Source organism: Dyella sp., assembly GCF_051962475.1.
GTDB lineage: Bacteria > Pseudomonadota > Gammaproteobacteria > Xanthomonadales > Rhodanobacteraceae > Dyella_A.
On the sequence record NZ_JBQCCF010000020.1, the window covers coordinates 127,942 to 140,856 of the forward strand.

The following is a 12,915-nucleotide window of genomic DNA, read 5'->3' on the forward strand; positions in this document are numbered from 1 at the left end:
CTCTGCATCACTCCTTTTTCTGCACAGGCACAGGTCTTTTCATGATCAAGATGATCGGTTTCGACGGCGACGATACGCTCTGGCACAGCGAGGGCTATTACCAGGCGGCGAGCGCCGCATTCGCCGACATCGTGGGGCGCTACGTCGACCTCGGCGACCGCGGCGTGCACGACGACATGCTCGCCACCGAGCGGCGCAACCTCGCGCTGTTCGGCTACGGCGCCAAGGGCATGACGCTGTCGATGGTGGAGACCGCCATCGCGGTCACCGACGGGCGCATCTCGGCTAAGGACATCCATCGTCTGGTGGAGATCGGCAAGGGCGTGCTGCGCCACCCGGTGGAACTGCTGCCGGGCATCCGTGCCGCGGTGGAGGCGGTGGGGCGCGAGTTTCCGCTGGTGCTGATCACCAAGGGTGACCTGTTCCATCAAGAGCAGAAGGTGGAGCAGTCGGGGCTGTCGGACCTGTTCCGCCGTATCGAGATCGTGTCGGAGAAGCACGAGCGCACCTATCGGCGGCTGTTCGAGGAGTTCGCCATCGCGCCGGAGCAGTTCCTGATGGTGGGCAACTCGCTGCGCTCGGACATCGAGCCGGTGGTGCGCCTGGGCGGCTGGGGCGTGCACGTGCCGTACCACGTGACCTGGAGTCACGAGCTCGATCACGGCCTGGAGCCGGGTCACGGGCATGTCGCCACGGTGGAGGCTCCCGAGCAGATTCCGCAGGCGGTTGCCGCGCTCGCAGCTACGGCCGCCGCGGGAGCCTGAACGCGGTTCAGCAGCGTGAGCGCGCGGGCGCTCTGCGGTCACATCGATGAAGATCGCGCAGCCAAGGTTTTCACGCGTTCGGGCGAGTGTGGTGGGCAGCATGATGTGCAGCGAATGCCGGTTCGCTCGGCGCATCTCCCCGCGCTGTTCCCCACTCTACCGAGGAGCTCCCCCATGAGCCGTACCGACCATGACGTGAAGGTTCTCAACGACCTCATCGAAACCACCATCGACAGCGCCAACGGCTACGAGGAAGCCGCTAAGGACGCCGAAAACACCCGCTTCGCCGGCACCTTCGCCAGCCGCGCGCAGGAACGCTCGCAGGTCACCAGCCAGCTGCAGCGCCAGGTGCGCATGCTCGGCGCCGAGCCGGAGGACGACGGCTCCGTGCTGGCCAAGGCGCATCGCATGTTCGTCAACCTGCGCAAGTCGCTGAGCTCCGGCGACACCGCGGTGGTCGACGAGGTAGAGCGTGGCGAGGACCACATCAAGGCGAAGTTCGAGGATGCGCTGAAGGACGACCAGCTGTCGCCGCCGACCCGCTCGGTGATCATGCAGGCCTACGTGTCGGTGAAGACCGGCCACGACCAGATGCGTGATCTCAAGCAGGCTCTGCACCACCAGCACTGACCGAGCGACGCCGGACCGGCGCAGCGGCCCCGTTCGAACGGGGCCGCTCTCGTATGGGCTACAGTGCGTGCGCTTTTTCCACCGGCGATGCCGTATGCCTGCTGCAGCCCACGACGGCGTTCCGCGCGTCGTGCTCGACACCAACGTCTGTCTTGACCTCTTCCTGTTCCGCGACGCGGCCTGCGCGCCGCTGGCCGGAGCGCTGGCCGACGGTCTCGTGCAGGCGGTGGCCGATGCGGCCTGCCGCGAGGAATGGCTGCGCGTGCTGTACTACCCCAGCGTGCCGATCCGTCCGGAACAGCGCGCGGAACTGCGCGAGCGTTTCGATGCAGTCATGCTGGCGCTGCCCGAGCGCGCCGTCCCGGCCGACCTCCCGCCGCTGCCCACCTGCCGCGATCCGGATGACCAGAAGTTTCTCGAACTGGCGCAGGCCAGCGGCGCGCAGTGGCTGATCAGCAAGGATCGCGACCTGCTCAAGCTCGCCCGGCGCACCCGCAAGGCCGGCCTGTTCCTGATCCTCAAGCCGGAGCAGTGGTCGCCGGTGCTGATCGGTCGATCGTTCGCGCCTCACATCGCCTAGGCGCGCGGCTGTTCTCCAGCAGCACTCCGGAGCAGCATATCGGGGAGCAGCACATCGGGGTGGGTCGTCGCCGCGGCCAAGCAGCGATTACGCAGAGGTTCCAGCGTCACCAGCCGCTGCTCCAGCCAAGCATGCAACCTCGGACCAAATAACGCGTTGGCTTTGCTGCGCGGGAGTTCGGGACGCCCTTTTACGGCCCGTTCCTTCCATGGTTCTTCCGTCAAGTCGGCGATCGGTTGCGTGCACGCAGTGTCCAACGGCATGCAGGGATCCAGCCCCAGGGCGTTGCATAGCCGGCTCCATGCGCTGGCGGCATCCTGAATAAAGTCGTCCAGGAAGATGAAGTGATGACGGGGATGGTCTGCATATCGGCCGTGAATCTCCACAGCGCGGTTCCAGCGATTCGCCCAGAGTTTGGTGCCGCCGCCGAACCCATGGTTGTCGTCGAAGCGCAAGTTGGCATCTGCAATCGAGGCCAGTACGTCCATGCCTGAGCGGATCACATGCACGAAGCGTGCTTCGGGGATGTGGCAGGTGATCTCGGACAAGTACAACAAGTGGTTGGGCGTCTTCTCGATCCAGAGCTCACGTCCGGCGGACATTGTTGCCTGATCGAGCATGCTGACAAATCGATCGACACAGGTCTGAAGACGCCAAGGCGCCGCCGTCCTGACAAAGCCGAGCTGGCGTGCCAGCTGAGCCAGTGCGTGCCGGCCGGCACGCCGTGCAAAGCCCATCTGCACGCTGCGTCGGGTTCGTCGCGTTATGCCGTAGTCACCCCAGCGCCAGGCGAGGTCGCCGTATAGCTGCTCGAACAGCGCCGTTTCCGGCAGGGTAAAGACCTGCTGATGTCGAGCGAGCATGGCTTGCACGATGGTGGTGCCCGAACGTGGGCAGCCGACGATGAAGATTCGGCGCATAGTGAGGAAAGTAAGGTGGCGACCGGGTGCCTTTGGCGCGATTACATGTCAAACGATTCGATTCGGTATGCGTTGACGGAGCGCTCCGCGGCGATTTGGACGCAGAGCTGAGCCGTCCGCTGTGCTTCAATGCGAGACAATTTCGCCGCGAGCCGCCGCCATGCTGGATACCGTGCTGATCGACTGCCCTTACTGCGGCGAGGCGATCGAGATCTATGTCGAGCCAGCCGAGGAGTCGCATCGTTACGTCGAGGACTGCTCGGTGTGCTGCCGCCCGATCACCATCGCCGTGCAGGTCGATCCGGACGGCGCAATGGGAGTGAGCGCCAGCTCCCAGGACGACGTATGAACGCTATGAAGGTCGCCTCGCTCCTCCCGACCACGCGCGGAGCGCACCATGCCGTATGACCAGTCCTGGATGGGCTACGGCTTCGTCGGCGGCCTGCAAGCCGGGGCGATCAGCGCGATCGCCGGCGCGCTGCTGCTCGTGCTGTTTCATGCGGTCGGCCGCCGCGGCGGCTGGAGCGAAGCGAAGAAGATCGGCTGGGCCTACCTGCTGGCGCTGCTGCTCAGCGGCGGCGGCGATCTGGGCAACCTGTTCTACTTCAACTTCGCCCAGCTGCAGTCGCTGCAGCTGCTGCGCGCCAAGCTCGCCGAGGTGCACGACCCGGACAACCTCGGCACGCGCGCGTTCTGCGAGATGGTGGGCGTGGCCGTGGGCATCTTCGCGGCGTGGATCGTGATCCACTGGCTGGCGCAGCGCCGCGCCAGGGATGAGCGCGCGAGCTAGCGAGGTTTCGCTAAAGGATGGGATCGAACAGCCGCGCCACGTGCATCGCCACGCGGCGCAGGTAGGGCGCATCGCCGTACTCGTGCGCGTCGATCGCGCGGCAGCGCGCGAAGTCGTCGCGCAGCATCGCCTCCACGTCGGCGGCGAATGCCTCGTCCACCGCCAGTGCGGTGATCTCGAAGTTGAGCCGGAACGAGCGGCTGTCCAGGTTCATGCTGCCGATGGCCGCCGTGTGATCGTCCACCAGCACCGCCTTCTGGTGCAGGAAGCCCGGCTGGTAGCGATAGATGCCGATGCCGCGCTGGATCGCTTCGTGCGCATGCAAGGTGGAGGCGAGGAACACGCTGCGATGGTCCGGCCGCGCCGGGATCATCACGCGCACGTCCACCCCGCGCAGCACCGCCAGCTGCAGCGCCGACAGCACGGCGTTGTCCGGCACGAAATACGGCGTGCTCAGCCACACCCGCTGGCGCGCCGCGTGGATCAGCGCGGTGAAGCACAGCGAGCCGGTTTCCTGGTCGTCCGCCGGCCCGGTGGTCAGCACCAGCACGCTGGCCGTGCCCTGCTCGGCGATCGACCCGGCGGGCGGCAGCGTGGTGCCGGTGCTCCAGTGCCAGTCTTCGGCGAAAGCGCGGCGCAGGTCGGCCACGGCCGGGCCGCGCAGTTCCAGCTGGGTATCGCGCCAGGGCGACAGCGGCAGCCGCCCGCCGAGGTATTCGTCGCCCACGTTGAGGCCGCCGACAAAGCCGCAGGCGTCGTCCACCACCACCAGCTTGCGGTGGTTGCGGAAGTTCAGCTGGAAGCGGTTGCGCCAGCGGCGCCCGGCAAAGGCCTGTACCTGCACGCCGCCGCGGCGAAGCGTGTCGACGTAGGCCGGCGGTAGGTCGTGGCTGCCGATGTTGTCGTACAGCAGATGTATGCGCACGCCCGCGGCGGCGCGCTCCAGCAGCACCTGCTGCAGGCGGCGGCCGATGACGTCGTCGTGGATGATGAAGAACTGCACCAGTACGTCGCGACGGGCCTGCGCGATGGCCTCGAACATCGCCTCGAAGGCAACCTGGCCGTCGATGAGCAGACGCAGCGCATGACCGCGCTGGAACGGCCGACCGGCGAGCGCGGCCAGAGCATCCAGCCGCACGCAGGCCGGATGCGCCTCGGCCGAGGCGAGGATGCCGGCGCTGCGTCGCCGCGGCGCCGGCGCGTAGCCGTGCACGTGGCTCGATCCCAGGTACAGGTACGGCACCAGGGTGAGATACGGCAGCAGCACCAGGCCCAGCGCCCAGGCCATCGCGCCCTGCGGCGTGCGCGCGTGGACCACCGCGTGCATGGCGGCGAGCGTGCCGAGCGCGTGCAGACAGAGGGCGGCGAGCGCGATCAGGTCGGCGAGCATGTCAGCGCATCGCCTGGCGCACGGTGTCGAGCACGTCGGCCTCGTGCTGCTGCAGGCGCTCGTGCAGGAAGTCCACGAACAGCCGGATGCGCGCGGGCAGGAAGCGTCGGCTGGGATAGATCGCGTGGATGTTCGCGTCCGGCGTGGCGATGTCGGCCAGCAGCGGCACCAGGCGCCCGGCGCGCACGTCGGCGGCGATGTCCCATGCCGACTTGAAGGTGAGCCCGTAGCCGTCCACCGCCAACTGGCGCAACAGGTCGCCGCTGTCGCAGGTGACCGCCGCCTCGATGCGCAGGGCCTGCGGACCCTCCGGGGTCTGCAGCGTCCACGGCAGGATGCCGCGTCCGGGGCGATGCAGCATCAGGCAGGCGTGGCCGGCCAGGTCGTCGGCTTGGGCCGGGCGGCCGTGCCTGGCCAGATACGCCGGCGCGGCGCAGACCACGCGATGGTTCAGTGCCAGCCGCCGCGAGACCAGTCGCGAATCGGCCAGGGCGCCGCTGCGGATGGCCACGTCCACGCCGTGCTCGAACAGGTCGAGCGTGGCGTCGGACACGCTGATGCGCAGGCGCAACTTGGGGTGCTGCGCCGCGAATTCGGCCGCCAGCGGTGCGATCCACTGCCGCCCGAGGTCGGCCGGTGCGGCCACGTGCAGCAGGCCGCGGGCGTCCATCTGGCCGGCGCCGAGGCTGGCGTGGGCCTCGTCCAGGTCGGCCAGGATCGCGACGCAGCGCTCGTAGTAGGCGGCGCCCTCGTCGGTCAGCGTGAGCCTGCGCGAACTGCGCTGGAGCAGGCGTACGCCGAGCGCCTGTTCCAGCCGGCTCAGCCGCTTGCTGGCCGCCGCTGGCGAGAGCCCGAGCTCGCGCCCGGCGGCCGACAGGCTGCCGTCGGCGACCGCGCGGACGAACAATTGCATCGCGTCGAGATCGACCATCTTCAACTCTGGGGAAAAGATGCTTGCTCCATTGGGCCAATTATCGTCGCTCGCGGCAAGGTTCACGATGCGCGCTCCGCTTTCCCCAGGAGCCCTGCGATGTCCCTCGTTCCCTTGCTTGCCTCGGCCATGGTGGCCTGGTCGACGCCGCCAACCGCTTCGGCGGTGTTGAGCGCGCCGGAGCAGATCACCGTGGCCGAGGTGGCCGACCCCGCCCAGCGCGAGGCGCTTACCACCGCCGCGCGGCGCTACGCCAGTTTCTGGAACACCGGCGACGAAGCGCTGGCCCAGCAGGCGCTGGCGTCGGACTTTGTCGATCGCACGCTGCCGCCGGGCCGCGCGCAAGGCGTGCAGGGCGCGCTCGACGCCTCGCGCACGTTTCGCGCTGCGGTGCCAGATCTGAGCTGCACGGTGGAGCAGCTGATCGTGGCCGGCGACCGCGTGGTGGCGCACCTGCATTTCCGCGGCCACTTCAGCGGGCGCTTCGCGGGCCGGCAGGGGCGCGGCCAGCCGGTGGATTTCATCGCCACCGACATTTATCGCGTTGCCGGCGGGCGCATCGCCGAGAACTGGCACATCGAGGACAACCTCAGCCTGCTGACCCAGCTCGGCGTGGTGACCCCATGAGCCGGCCCGCTTCGCGACTGGCGTTGTTCGCGTTGGCGGTGGCGGCCTTCGCCATCGGCACCACCGAGTTCGTGATCATGGGCCTGCTGCCCGAAGTGGCCGCCGATCTGCACGTGGGCATCCCGGCGGCGGGACTGCTGGTGTCGGGCTACGCGCTGGGCGTGGCCGCGGGCGCGCCGCTGCTGGCAATGCTCACGGCGCGCATGGAGCGCCGCCACGCGCTGTTGCTTCTGCTGGGCCTGTTCATCGCCGGCAATGCGTTGTGTGCGGTCGCGCCCAGCTACACGGTGTTGATGCTCGCGCGCGTGCTCGCGGCGTTCTGCCATGGCTCGTTCTTCGGTATCGGCGCGGTGGTGGCGGCGCATGTGGTTCCCCGCGAGCAGCGCGCGCAGGCGATCGCCCTGATGTTTGCCGGGCCGACCCTGGCCAACGTGCTGGGCGTGCCGTTTGGTACCTTTCTCGGCCAGTGGGCGGGCTGGCGCTCGACCTTTGCCGCGGTCACCGGGCTCGGGGTGCTGGCGGCGGTCGCGGTGTGGCGTTATGTGCCGCCGCTGCCGGATCTGGTGGCGCCGCAGCTGCACCGCGAGCTGCGCGTGCTGCGTGATCCGCAGGTGCTGCGCGCCCTGGCGATGACGGTGCTGGGCTTCGGCGGCGTGTTCACGGTGTTTACCTACATCGCGCCGATCCTGCAGCAGCAGGCCCATGTCAGCGTGGCCGCCACCGGCTGGGTGCTGGTGCTGTTCGGCGCCGGCACCACGCTGGGCAACCTGCTCGGTGGAAGGCTCGCCGACTGGCGCCTGATGCCCGCCCTGATCGGCATCCTCGCGGTGCTGGCGCTGGTGTTGCTGGGCTTCGCCTGGACCATGCAGCACACGGTAGCGGCGATCGTCACGGTGTTTGTGTGGGGCGTGGCTGCGTTCGCCACCGTGCCGCCGCTGCAGATGCGCGTGGTGCAGCAGGCCGGCGAGGCGCCGAACCTCGCCTCCACGCTCAACATCGCCGCGTTCAACCTGGGCAATGCATTGGGCGCCCTGCTCGGTGGCGCGGTGATTGCGGCGGGGTTCGGCCTGCCGGCAGTGAGCCTGGCCGGCGCGGCGGTGGCGGCGCTGGGGCTGGCGGTTACTGTCTGGAGTCGGGCCTGCCCGGGCCTGGCCCCGGCTCATGTCGGCGTGTCGGCGCAGGAGCCCGGCTGAGGCATGCCGCCATTCGTCGCTTTGTACCCACGGCGCACGCGCGCAGGCTGGTGCTCGCCGGTCTTCGCCACGTCACTGCGCTAGCCTGTTCTTCCCTATTCGATCCCGCCATCGGAGCTGCCCATGAAAGCCGTCGCCTACCGTCAGTCGCTGCCCATCGACGATCCGCGCAGCCTGCTCGACGTGGTCTTGCCCGATCCGCCGGCGCCTACCGGACGCGACCTGCTGGTGCGCGTGCAGGCGGTATCGGTCAATCCGGTGGATACCAAGATCCGCAGCAATGTCGATCCCGCCGGCGCCGACAAGGTGCTGGGCTGGGATGCCGCCGGCACGGTGGTGGCGGCCGGCCCCGAGGCGACGCTGTTCAAGCCCGGTGACGCGGTGTTCTACGCCGGCGCAATCGATCGCCCCGGCAGCAACGCCGAGCTGCAGCTGGTGGACGAGCGCATCGTGGGACGCAAGCCGACCACGCTGGATTTCGCACAGGCCGCAGCGTTGCCGCTGACCACCATCACCGCGTGGGAGCTGCTGTTCGACCGGCTCGGCGTGGCGCGCGGCGACCAGCACAAGACCTTGCTGGTGGTCGGCGCGGCCGGCGGCGTGGGTTCGATGGCGGTGCAGATCGCGCGCAAGCTCACCGGACTTACGGTGATCGGTACCGCTTCACGCCCCGAGACCCAGACCTGGGTGCGCGAGCTGGGCGCGCATCATGTAGTGGATCACCGCGCCGGCCTGCTCGATCCGGTGCGCGCCGTGGCGCCAGACGGCGTCGACTACGTGATGAGCCTGACCCACACCGAGCAGCACTACGAGGCACTGGTGGAGTTGCTCAACCCGCAGGGCAAGCTGGGCCTAATCGACGACCCGGCCACGCCGATCGACATTCGCGCGCTCAAGCGCAAGAGCATCTCGCTGCACTGGGAGTTCATGTACACGCGGTCGCTGTTTCACACCGCGGACATGCTGGCGCAGCACCGCCTGCTGCAGGAGGTGGCCGACCTCGTCGACGCCGGCGCGCTGCGCGGCACCCAGCGCGAGCACTACGGCACGATCGACGCCGCCAACCTGCGCCGCGCCCACGCGCAGCTGGAGAGCGGCAGCACCATCGGCAAGATCGTGCTGGAAGGATTCTGAGCGGGCGCGTTGCAACCGTTTTTCGCCGAGCTGCATCTGACGTGACGTGGCGCCGAACCGGGCGTCGTTGTCGAAGGAGTGCGCCGATGGTCACGTTCGCCGTTCTTGCCCTGGTGGTGGGCATCCTGTGGCTGGCTGCCAGTCTGGTGGGATTCGTCTTCAAGCTGACCTTCGCCGTGGTCGGCAGCCTGGTCGGCCTGCTGGCCGGCATGGCCGGGTTGCTGGTCGGCGGTGTGTTGCTGCTGTTGTTGGCGCCGGTGCTCGCCTTGGCACTGCTGCCGCTGGCGATGCCGGCGCTGATCGTGATGGCGCTGGTCTGGCTGGTGGTGCGGGCGGCGCGTGGAGCATCCTCGACTCCGGCGATGACGGCCCGTTGAGCCCGTCCATCCCCCGGCCCGCGGGCCGGGGGTATCGCATCAAACGCCGCGCAGCTGGAACGTCACCGGCACCCGCGCCCATGAGCGCACGGCGCGCCCGTCGACCACTGCCGGCTGGAACGACCAGCCCGAGAGCACCTGGCTGCGGGCGCTGCGGTCGAGCAGCGGATGGCCGCTGCTTTGCTCGACCTGCACATCGACCGGCCGGCCGCTTTCGTCCACCAGCACGCGCAGCAACACCGTGCCTTGCATGCGTTGGCGCATCGCGATTGCCGGATAGGCCAGCGGCGCCTGCCGATAGGCCAGGCTCGCCTCCACCGGCTCCGCGGCCACCGCCGATGACAGTGGCGCCAGCGTTGGCGTACTCACCGGCGGTGCGGCGACGTTGCCTTCCTCCACCACGGAAACGACGGGCGGTGCGGTCGGGGCCGGTGTTGCCCGGGGCACAGCCGTAGGCGGCGCGGGCGTCGGCAACGGCTTGATCTCCAGCATGGGCGGTGCCGGTGGTGGAGTCGGCTCCTTCTCGATGATGCGCACGGTGGGGGTCGGTGCCGGCTTGGGCAACACGTCCGCCATGCGTGGCGGCAGTGGTCGCATGGCAGCGACGAGGATGACGAGGTTGAGGGCCATCGCCGCGCTCAGGGCGGCGATGCGCACCTGGTCGGGATGGGGACGACGAGCACCAGCCAGGCTTGCGGACGACATGGGCGACCTCCTGACAATCGATGTGAGTTGTGGCGCCGCCGCGCTGCGGGGTGGCAGTGGGGATCGCGGGACGCGCCTGCAGCCTATGCCGGAAGTCATGGGTGAGACAAGTGGACGTCTGGACGGCCAAATGTTTCGTCTGCAACTTTCTCCTGTGACGACAAGGGAGTGTGGATGAGTGTCTGCGTCGCCGCCGCGCAAGGGGCGAGGCACGAAGGGCGTTGCGCCGGATTCATCCACCCCGGGCAGAATGGCGCGGTCCGGCCGGGAATCGGCCACTCAACGGGGAAGCACCATGAGCATTCGCACTACTGCAGCCGCCTTCGCGCTGCTGCTCGGCATGGCCGTCGCGCCGGCGGCGCAGGCACGCGACATCTCGTGCAAGATGACCTTCCAGCTCTCGGGCTGGTCGGTGTTCTACAAGACCGCTACCGGCAGCGGCACGGTGACCTGCAGCAACGGCCAGAGCATGCACGTGCGGTTGCGCGCCAAAGGCGGCGGCCTGACCTTCGGCAAGACCCGCATCGACCACGGCATCGGCAAGTTCACCGGCGTCAACAGCATCGCCGATATCAAAGGCCACTACGCCAACGCCGAGGCGCACGCGGGAGCGGAGAAGTCGGCCGATGCGCAGGTGGTGACCAAGGGCAGCGTGTCGCTGGCGCTCAGCGGCAAGGGGCGCGGCTGGAATCTCGGCGTTGCCTTTGGCGCCTTCATCATCGAGTGATCGCGTCGGCGGCGGTGTAGCGTGCGCCGCCGCCAGATTTCCGTGCGCCGGAGTATGCAGCGTCGGATGAGCGCGCTATGGTGCAGTGCGGAACCGCCGCATCCGCGGCGGGTGGAGAACTCACGTGACGGCAGTAAGGGTGACGGCTGCGCCGCGCTACACGTTCGGCGACGAGCTGGCCAGCAGCATCGTGCACGGCATCGGCATCGTGCTCAGCATCGCCGGGCTGGCGGCACTGGTGGCGCTGTCCGCCCGCCACGGCGAGGTGCGCGACGTAGTGGCCAGCGCGGTCTTCGGCACCACCCTGGTGCTGCTGTACACCGCCTCCACGCTCTATCACGCGGTACCCGTGCCCAAGGCCAAGCCGGTGCTGCGCACGCTGGACCACGTCGCGATCTATCTGCTGATCGCCGGCACTTATACGCCCTTCACCCTGATCGCCCTGCCGGGGCGCTGGGGCTGGAGCCTGTTCGCGGCGGTGTGGACGCTGGCCGCGCTGGGCAGCGTGCTGGAGTTCGGCGCGCTCAAGCGCTTTCGCAAGCTGTCGGTGTTGCTCTACATCGGCATGGGCTGGATCGGCATGATTGCGTTCAAGCCGCTGATGGCACACCTGCAGACTGGCGGCATGCTGCTGCTGGTCGCCGGTGGCCTGGCCTATACGTTGGGTGTCCCGTTCTACCTGTGGCGGCGGCTGCCCTATCACCATTCGGTGTGGCACTGTTTCGTGCTCGCCGGCAGCGTGCTGCATTACCTCGCGGTGCTGTTCTACGTGATTCCCGGCCCGGTGTGAGCCTCAGCCAAGCAGCATCGCCAGGGCGAACAACCCGAGCATGGCGCACGACACCACCAGCTTGAACAGCGTGCCGAACAGCAGGCCCAGCCAGGTGCTCAGGCCCACGTGGGCGGAGCGCAAGGCGCCATTTCCGGCCAGCAACTCGCCGCCCAACGCGCCCGCGAACGGCCCCAGCAGCAGCCCCGGCACCCCGAAGAACATGCCCACGAAGGTGCCCAGTGCCGCGCCCCAAAGCGCCTGCCGGCTGGCTCCCACGCGTTTGGCGCCCAGCGCCCCGGCGACGAAGTCGACCACCACGCCCGCGGCACCGAGCAGGCCGATGCCGGCCAGCCACCACAGGCCCACGTGCCGATAGCCGTCCACCGCCGCGGCCAGCCAGATGCCGCCGAAGATCATCGGAATACCCGGCAGCGCTGGCAGGATCGCGCCGGCCAGGCCGCCGATCATCAATAGCGCCGCGAGTAGGTAGAGCAGGAGGTCGAGCATGGCAGGCAGCGTCGTAAGGCGCGTGAGCGCGAAACGCCACCCTACACGTCTTCGTCGAATGCGGACGGTGATGGCGAGGCGCTACTTCTCGACGAACGCCCGCTCGATCACGTAGTCGCCCGGCTCGCGCGTGCGCGGCGAGGCCTCGAAGCCGCGGCCATCGAGCAGGGCGCACAGGTCGTCCAGCATGGCCGGGCTGCCGCAGAGCATCACGCGGTCGGTCTCGGGGTTGAGCGGGGGTAGGTCCAGTGTCTCGCTCATCTGGCCATCGACGATGGCGTCGGTGATCCGGCCCTGGTTGCGGAACGTATCGCGGGTGACGCTGGGGTAGTAGATGAGCTTCTCGCGCACCAGCTCGCCCAGATACTCGTGCTGCGGCAGTTCGTGCTGCAGATAGTCGGCGTAGGCGAGGTCGCTGACGTGGCGCACGCCGTGGGCCAGCACGATCTTGTCGAAGCGCTCGTAGGTTTCCGGGTCGCGGATGATGCTCAGGAATGGCGCCAGCCCGGTGCCGGTGCCCAGCAGGTAGAGGTGCTTGCCGGGTTTTAGATCGTTGAGCACCAGCGTGCCGGTGGGCTTGCGGCTGACGATCACCGGATCGCCGGGCTTGAGGTGCTGCAGGCGCGAAGTGAGCGGCCCGTTCGGCACCTTGATCGAGAAGAACTCCAGGTGCTCTTCCCAGTGCGCGCTGGCGATGGAATACGCGCGCATCAGCGGGCGGCCGTCCACCTCCAGCCCCATCATCACGAAGTGCCCGCTCTCGAAGCGGAACCCCGGGTCGCGCGTGGTGCGGAAGCTGAAGAGCGTGTCGTTCCAGTGATGCACGTCGATCACGTGCTCGGTCGCCAATGCCACCATGGTTGATACC

Annotated in this window: 17 protein-coding genes; 11 read left to right on the forward strand and 6 right to left on the reverse strand. The window is 68.5% G+C overall.

Annotation, left to right across the window (positions count from 1 at the left end):
- Positions 1 to 41 precede the first annotated feature (41 nt).
- The 3 genes from ACTHJF_RS04745 (at position 42) to ACTHJF_RS04755 (ending at position 1,974) form a co-directional block, all read left to right on the forward strand.
- A complete protein-coding gene (locus ACTHJF_RS04745) occupies positions 42 to 764 on the forward strand; it encodes an HAD family hydrolase (RefSeq protein WP_440266097.1) in 723 nt (240 codons plus the stop codon).
- Between the two features lie 174 nt (positions 765 to 938).
- Positions 939 to 1,394 (forward strand): PA2169 family four-helix-bundle protein, encoded by a 456-nt coding sequence (locus tag ACTHJF_RS04750; protein WP_431635736.1) that lies wholly within the window; start codon positions 939 to 941, stop codon positions 1,392 to 1,394.
- 94 nt (positions 1,395 to 1,488) lie between these two features.
- A complete protein-coding gene (locus ACTHJF_RS04755; RefSeq protein ID WP_440259811.1) occupies positions 1,489 to 1,974 on the forward strand; it encodes a putative toxin-antitoxin system toxin component, PIN family in 486 nt (161 codons plus the stop codon).
- Here ACTHJF_RS04755 and ACTHJF_RS04760 read toward each other — a convergent pair.
- Entirely contained in the window at positions 1,971 to 2,894 is a 924-nt protein-coding gene (locus ACTHJF_RS04760) for a sulfotransferase family protein (protein ID WP_440266098.1), read from the reverse strand. The two genes, ACTHJF_RS04755 and ACTHJF_RS04760, sit on opposite strands and share 4 nt — an antisense overlap.
- 160 nt (positions 2,895 to 3,054) lie before the next feature.
- Here ACTHJF_RS04760 and ACTHJF_RS04765 point away from each other — a divergent pair, with 160 nt between their 5' ends.
- A complete protein-coding gene (locus ACTHJF_RS04765; protein ID WP_440266099.1) occupies positions 3,055 to 3,243 on the forward strand; it encodes a CPXCG motif-containing cysteine-rich protein in 189 nt (62 codons plus the stop codon).
- Between the two features lie 48 nt (positions 3,244 to 3,291).
- Complete coding sequence (locus tag ACTHJF_RS04770; RefSeq protein ID WP_440266100.1) at positions 3,292 to 3,684, forward strand: hypothetical protein; 393 nt, start codon at positions 3,292 to 3,294, stop codon at positions 3,682 to 3,684.
- Between the two features lie 10 nt (positions 3,685 to 3,694).
- Here ACTHJF_RS04770 and cls read toward each other — a convergent pair whose 3' ends face one another.
- Positions 3,695 to 5,074, reverse strand: a complete 1,380-nt coding sequence (cls, locus tag ACTHJF_RS04775) for a cardiolipin synthase (protein WP_440266101.1) — start codon at positions 5,072 to 5,074, stop codon at positions 3,695 to 3,697.
- 1 nt (position 5,075) lies between these two features.
- On the reverse strand, positions 5,076 to 6,005 hold the full coding sequence (locus tag ACTHJF_RS04780; RefSeq protein ID WP_440266102.1) for a LysR family transcriptional regulator: 930 nt from the start codon (positions 6,003 to 6,005) through the stop codon (positions 5,076 to 5,078).
- A 99-nt stretch (positions 6,006 to 6,104) separates the two neighbouring features.
- On the opposite strand from ACTHJF_RS04780, the gene ACTHJF_RS04785 reads away from it, so the two are divergent.
- The 4 genes from ACTHJF_RS04785 to ACTHJF_RS04800 all read left to right on the forward strand — a co-directional run bounded on the left by ACTHJF_RS04785 (position 6,105) and on the right by ACTHJF_RS04800 (position 9,336).
- The gene (locus ACTHJF_RS04785; RefSeq protein WP_440266103.1) at positions 6,105 to 6,632 is read left to right on the forward strand and encodes an ester cyclase; all 528 of its coding nucleotides are present in this window, start codon (positions 6,105 to 6,107) and stop codon (positions 6,630 to 6,632) included.
- On the forward strand, positions 6,629 to 7,825 hold the full coding sequence (locus ACTHJF_RS04790; protein WP_440266104.1) for an MFS transporter: 1,197 nt from the start codon (positions 6,629 to 6,631) through the stop codon (positions 7,823 to 7,825). Before ACTHJF_RS04785 ends, ACTHJF_RS04790 begins: the two co-directional genes overlap by 4 nt.
- Before the next feature lie 123 nt (positions 7,826 to 7,948).
- Positions 7,949 to 8,959, forward strand: coding sequence for a zinc-binding alcohol dehydrogenase family protein (locus tag ACTHJF_RS04795; protein ID WP_440266105.1), 1,011 nt, complete (start codon positions 7,949 to 7,951; stop codon positions 8,957 to 8,959).
- Between the two features lie 86 nt (positions 8,960 to 9,045).
- Positions 9,046 to 9,336 (forward strand): hypothetical protein, encoded by a 291-nt coding sequence (locus ACTHJF_RS04800; RefSeq protein WP_440266106.1) that lies wholly within the window; start codon positions 9,046 to 9,048, stop codon positions 9,334 to 9,336.
- 39 nt (positions 9,337 to 9,375) lie between these two features.
- Here ACTHJF_RS04800 and ACTHJF_RS04805 read toward each other — a convergent pair whose 3' ends face one another.
- The gene (locus ACTHJF_RS04805) at positions 9,376 to 10,041 is read right to left on the reverse strand and encodes an energy transducer TonB (protein ID WP_440266108.1); all 666 of its coding nucleotides are present in this window, start codon (positions 10,039 to 10,041) and stop codon (positions 9,376 to 9,378) included.
- 295 nt (positions 10,042 to 10,336) lie between these two features.
- On the opposite strand from ACTHJF_RS04805, the gene ACTHJF_RS04810 reads away from it, so the two are divergent.
- Both ACTHJF_RS04810 and trhA read left to right on the forward strand, forming a co-directional pair.
- Positions 10,337 to 10,768 carry a hypothetical protein gene (locus ACTHJF_RS04810; protein ID WP_440266109.1) on the forward strand — a complete coding sequence of 144 codons (432 nt, stop codon included), beginning with the start codon at positions 10,337 to 10,339 and terminating at the stop codon, positions 10,766 to 10,768.
- A 124-nt stretch (positions 10,769 to 10,892) separates the two neighbouring features.
- A complete protein-coding gene (trhA, locus tag ACTHJF_RS04815) occupies positions 10,893 to 11,558 on the forward strand; it encodes a PAQR family membrane homeostasis protein TrhA (RefSeq protein ID WP_440266110.1) in 666 nt (221 codons plus the stop codon).
- Between the two features lie 3 nt (positions 11,559 to 11,561).
- On the opposite strand, the gene ACTHJF_RS04820 is transcribed toward trhA, so the two are convergent.
- A complete protein-coding gene (locus ACTHJF_RS04820) occupies positions 11,562 to 12,047 on the reverse strand; it encodes a DUF456 domain-containing protein (protein WP_440266111.1) in 486 nt (161 codons plus the stop codon).
- Between the two features lie 81 nt (positions 12,048 to 12,128).
- Positions 12,129 to 12,905, reverse strand: a complete 777-nt coding sequence (locus ACTHJF_RS04825; protein ID WP_440266112.1) for a ferredoxin--NADP reductase — start codon at positions 12,903 to 12,905, stop codon at positions 12,129 to 12,131.
- Between the last annotated feature and the right edge of the window lie 10 nt (positions 12,906 to 12,915).

Coding starts and splice junctions, on each gene's coding strand:
- ACTHJF_RS04745 (WP_440266097.1), top strand. CDS start 42: ATGATCAAGATGATCGGTTTCGACGGCGACGATACGCTCTGGCACAGC.
- ACTHJF_RS04750 (WP_431635736.1), top strand. CDS start 939: ATGAGCCGTACCGACCATGACGTGAAGGTTCTCAACGACCTCATCGAA.
- ACTHJF_RS04755 (WP_440259811.1), top strand. CDS start 1,489: ATGCCTGCTGCAGCCCACGACGGCGTTCCGCGCGTCGTGCTCGACACC.
- ACTHJF_RS04760 (WP_440266098.1), bottom strand. CDS start 2,894: ATGCGCCGAATCTTCATCGTCGGCTGCCCACGTTCGGGCACCACCATC.
- ACTHJF_RS04765 (WP_440266099.1), top strand. CDS start 3,055: ATGCTGGATACCGTGCTGATCGACTGCCCTTACTGCGGCGAGGCGATC.
- ACTHJF_RS04770 (WP_440266100.1), top strand. CDS start 3,292: ATGCCGTATGACCAGTCCTGGATGGGCTACGGCTTCGTCGGCGGCCTG.
- cls (WP_440266101.1), bottom strand. CDS start 5,074: ATGCTCGCCGACCTGATCGCGCTCGCCGCCCTCTGTCTGCACGCGCTC.
- ACTHJF_RS04780 (WP_440266102.1), bottom strand. CDS start 6,005: ATGGTCGATCTCGACGCGATGCAATTGTTCGTCCGCGCGGTCGCCGAC.
- ACTHJF_RS04785 (WP_440266103.1), top strand. CDS start 6,105: ATGTCCCTCGTTCCCTTGCTTGCCTCGGCCATGGTGGCCTGGTCGACG.
- ACTHJF_RS04790 (WP_440266104.1), top strand. CDS start 6,629: ATGAGCCGGCCCGCTTCGCGACTGGCGTTGTTCGCGTTGGCGGTGGCG.
- ACTHJF_RS04795 (WP_440266105.1), top strand. CDS start 7,949: ATGAAAGCCGTCGCCTACCGTCAGTCGCTGCCCATCGACGATCCGCGC.
- ACTHJF_RS04800 (WP_440266106.1), top strand. CDS start 9,046: ATGGTCACGTTCGCCGTTCTTGCCCTGGTGGTGGGCATCCTGTGGCTG.
- ACTHJF_RS04805 (WP_440266108.1), bottom strand. CDS start 10,041: ATGTCGTCCGCAAGCCTGGCTGGTGCTCGTCGTCCCCATCCCGACCAG.
- ACTHJF_RS04810 (WP_440266109.1), top strand. CDS start 10,337: ATGAGCATTCGCACTACTGCAGCCGCCTTCGCGCTGCTGCTCGGCATG.
- ACTHJF_RS04820 (WP_440266111.1), bottom strand. CDS start 12,047: ATGCTCGACCTCCTGCTCTACCTACTCGCGGCGCTATTGATGATCGGC.
- ACTHJF_RS04825 (WP_440266112.1), bottom strand. CDS start 12,905: ATGGTGGCATTGGCGACCGAGCACGTGATCGACGTGCATCACTGGAAC.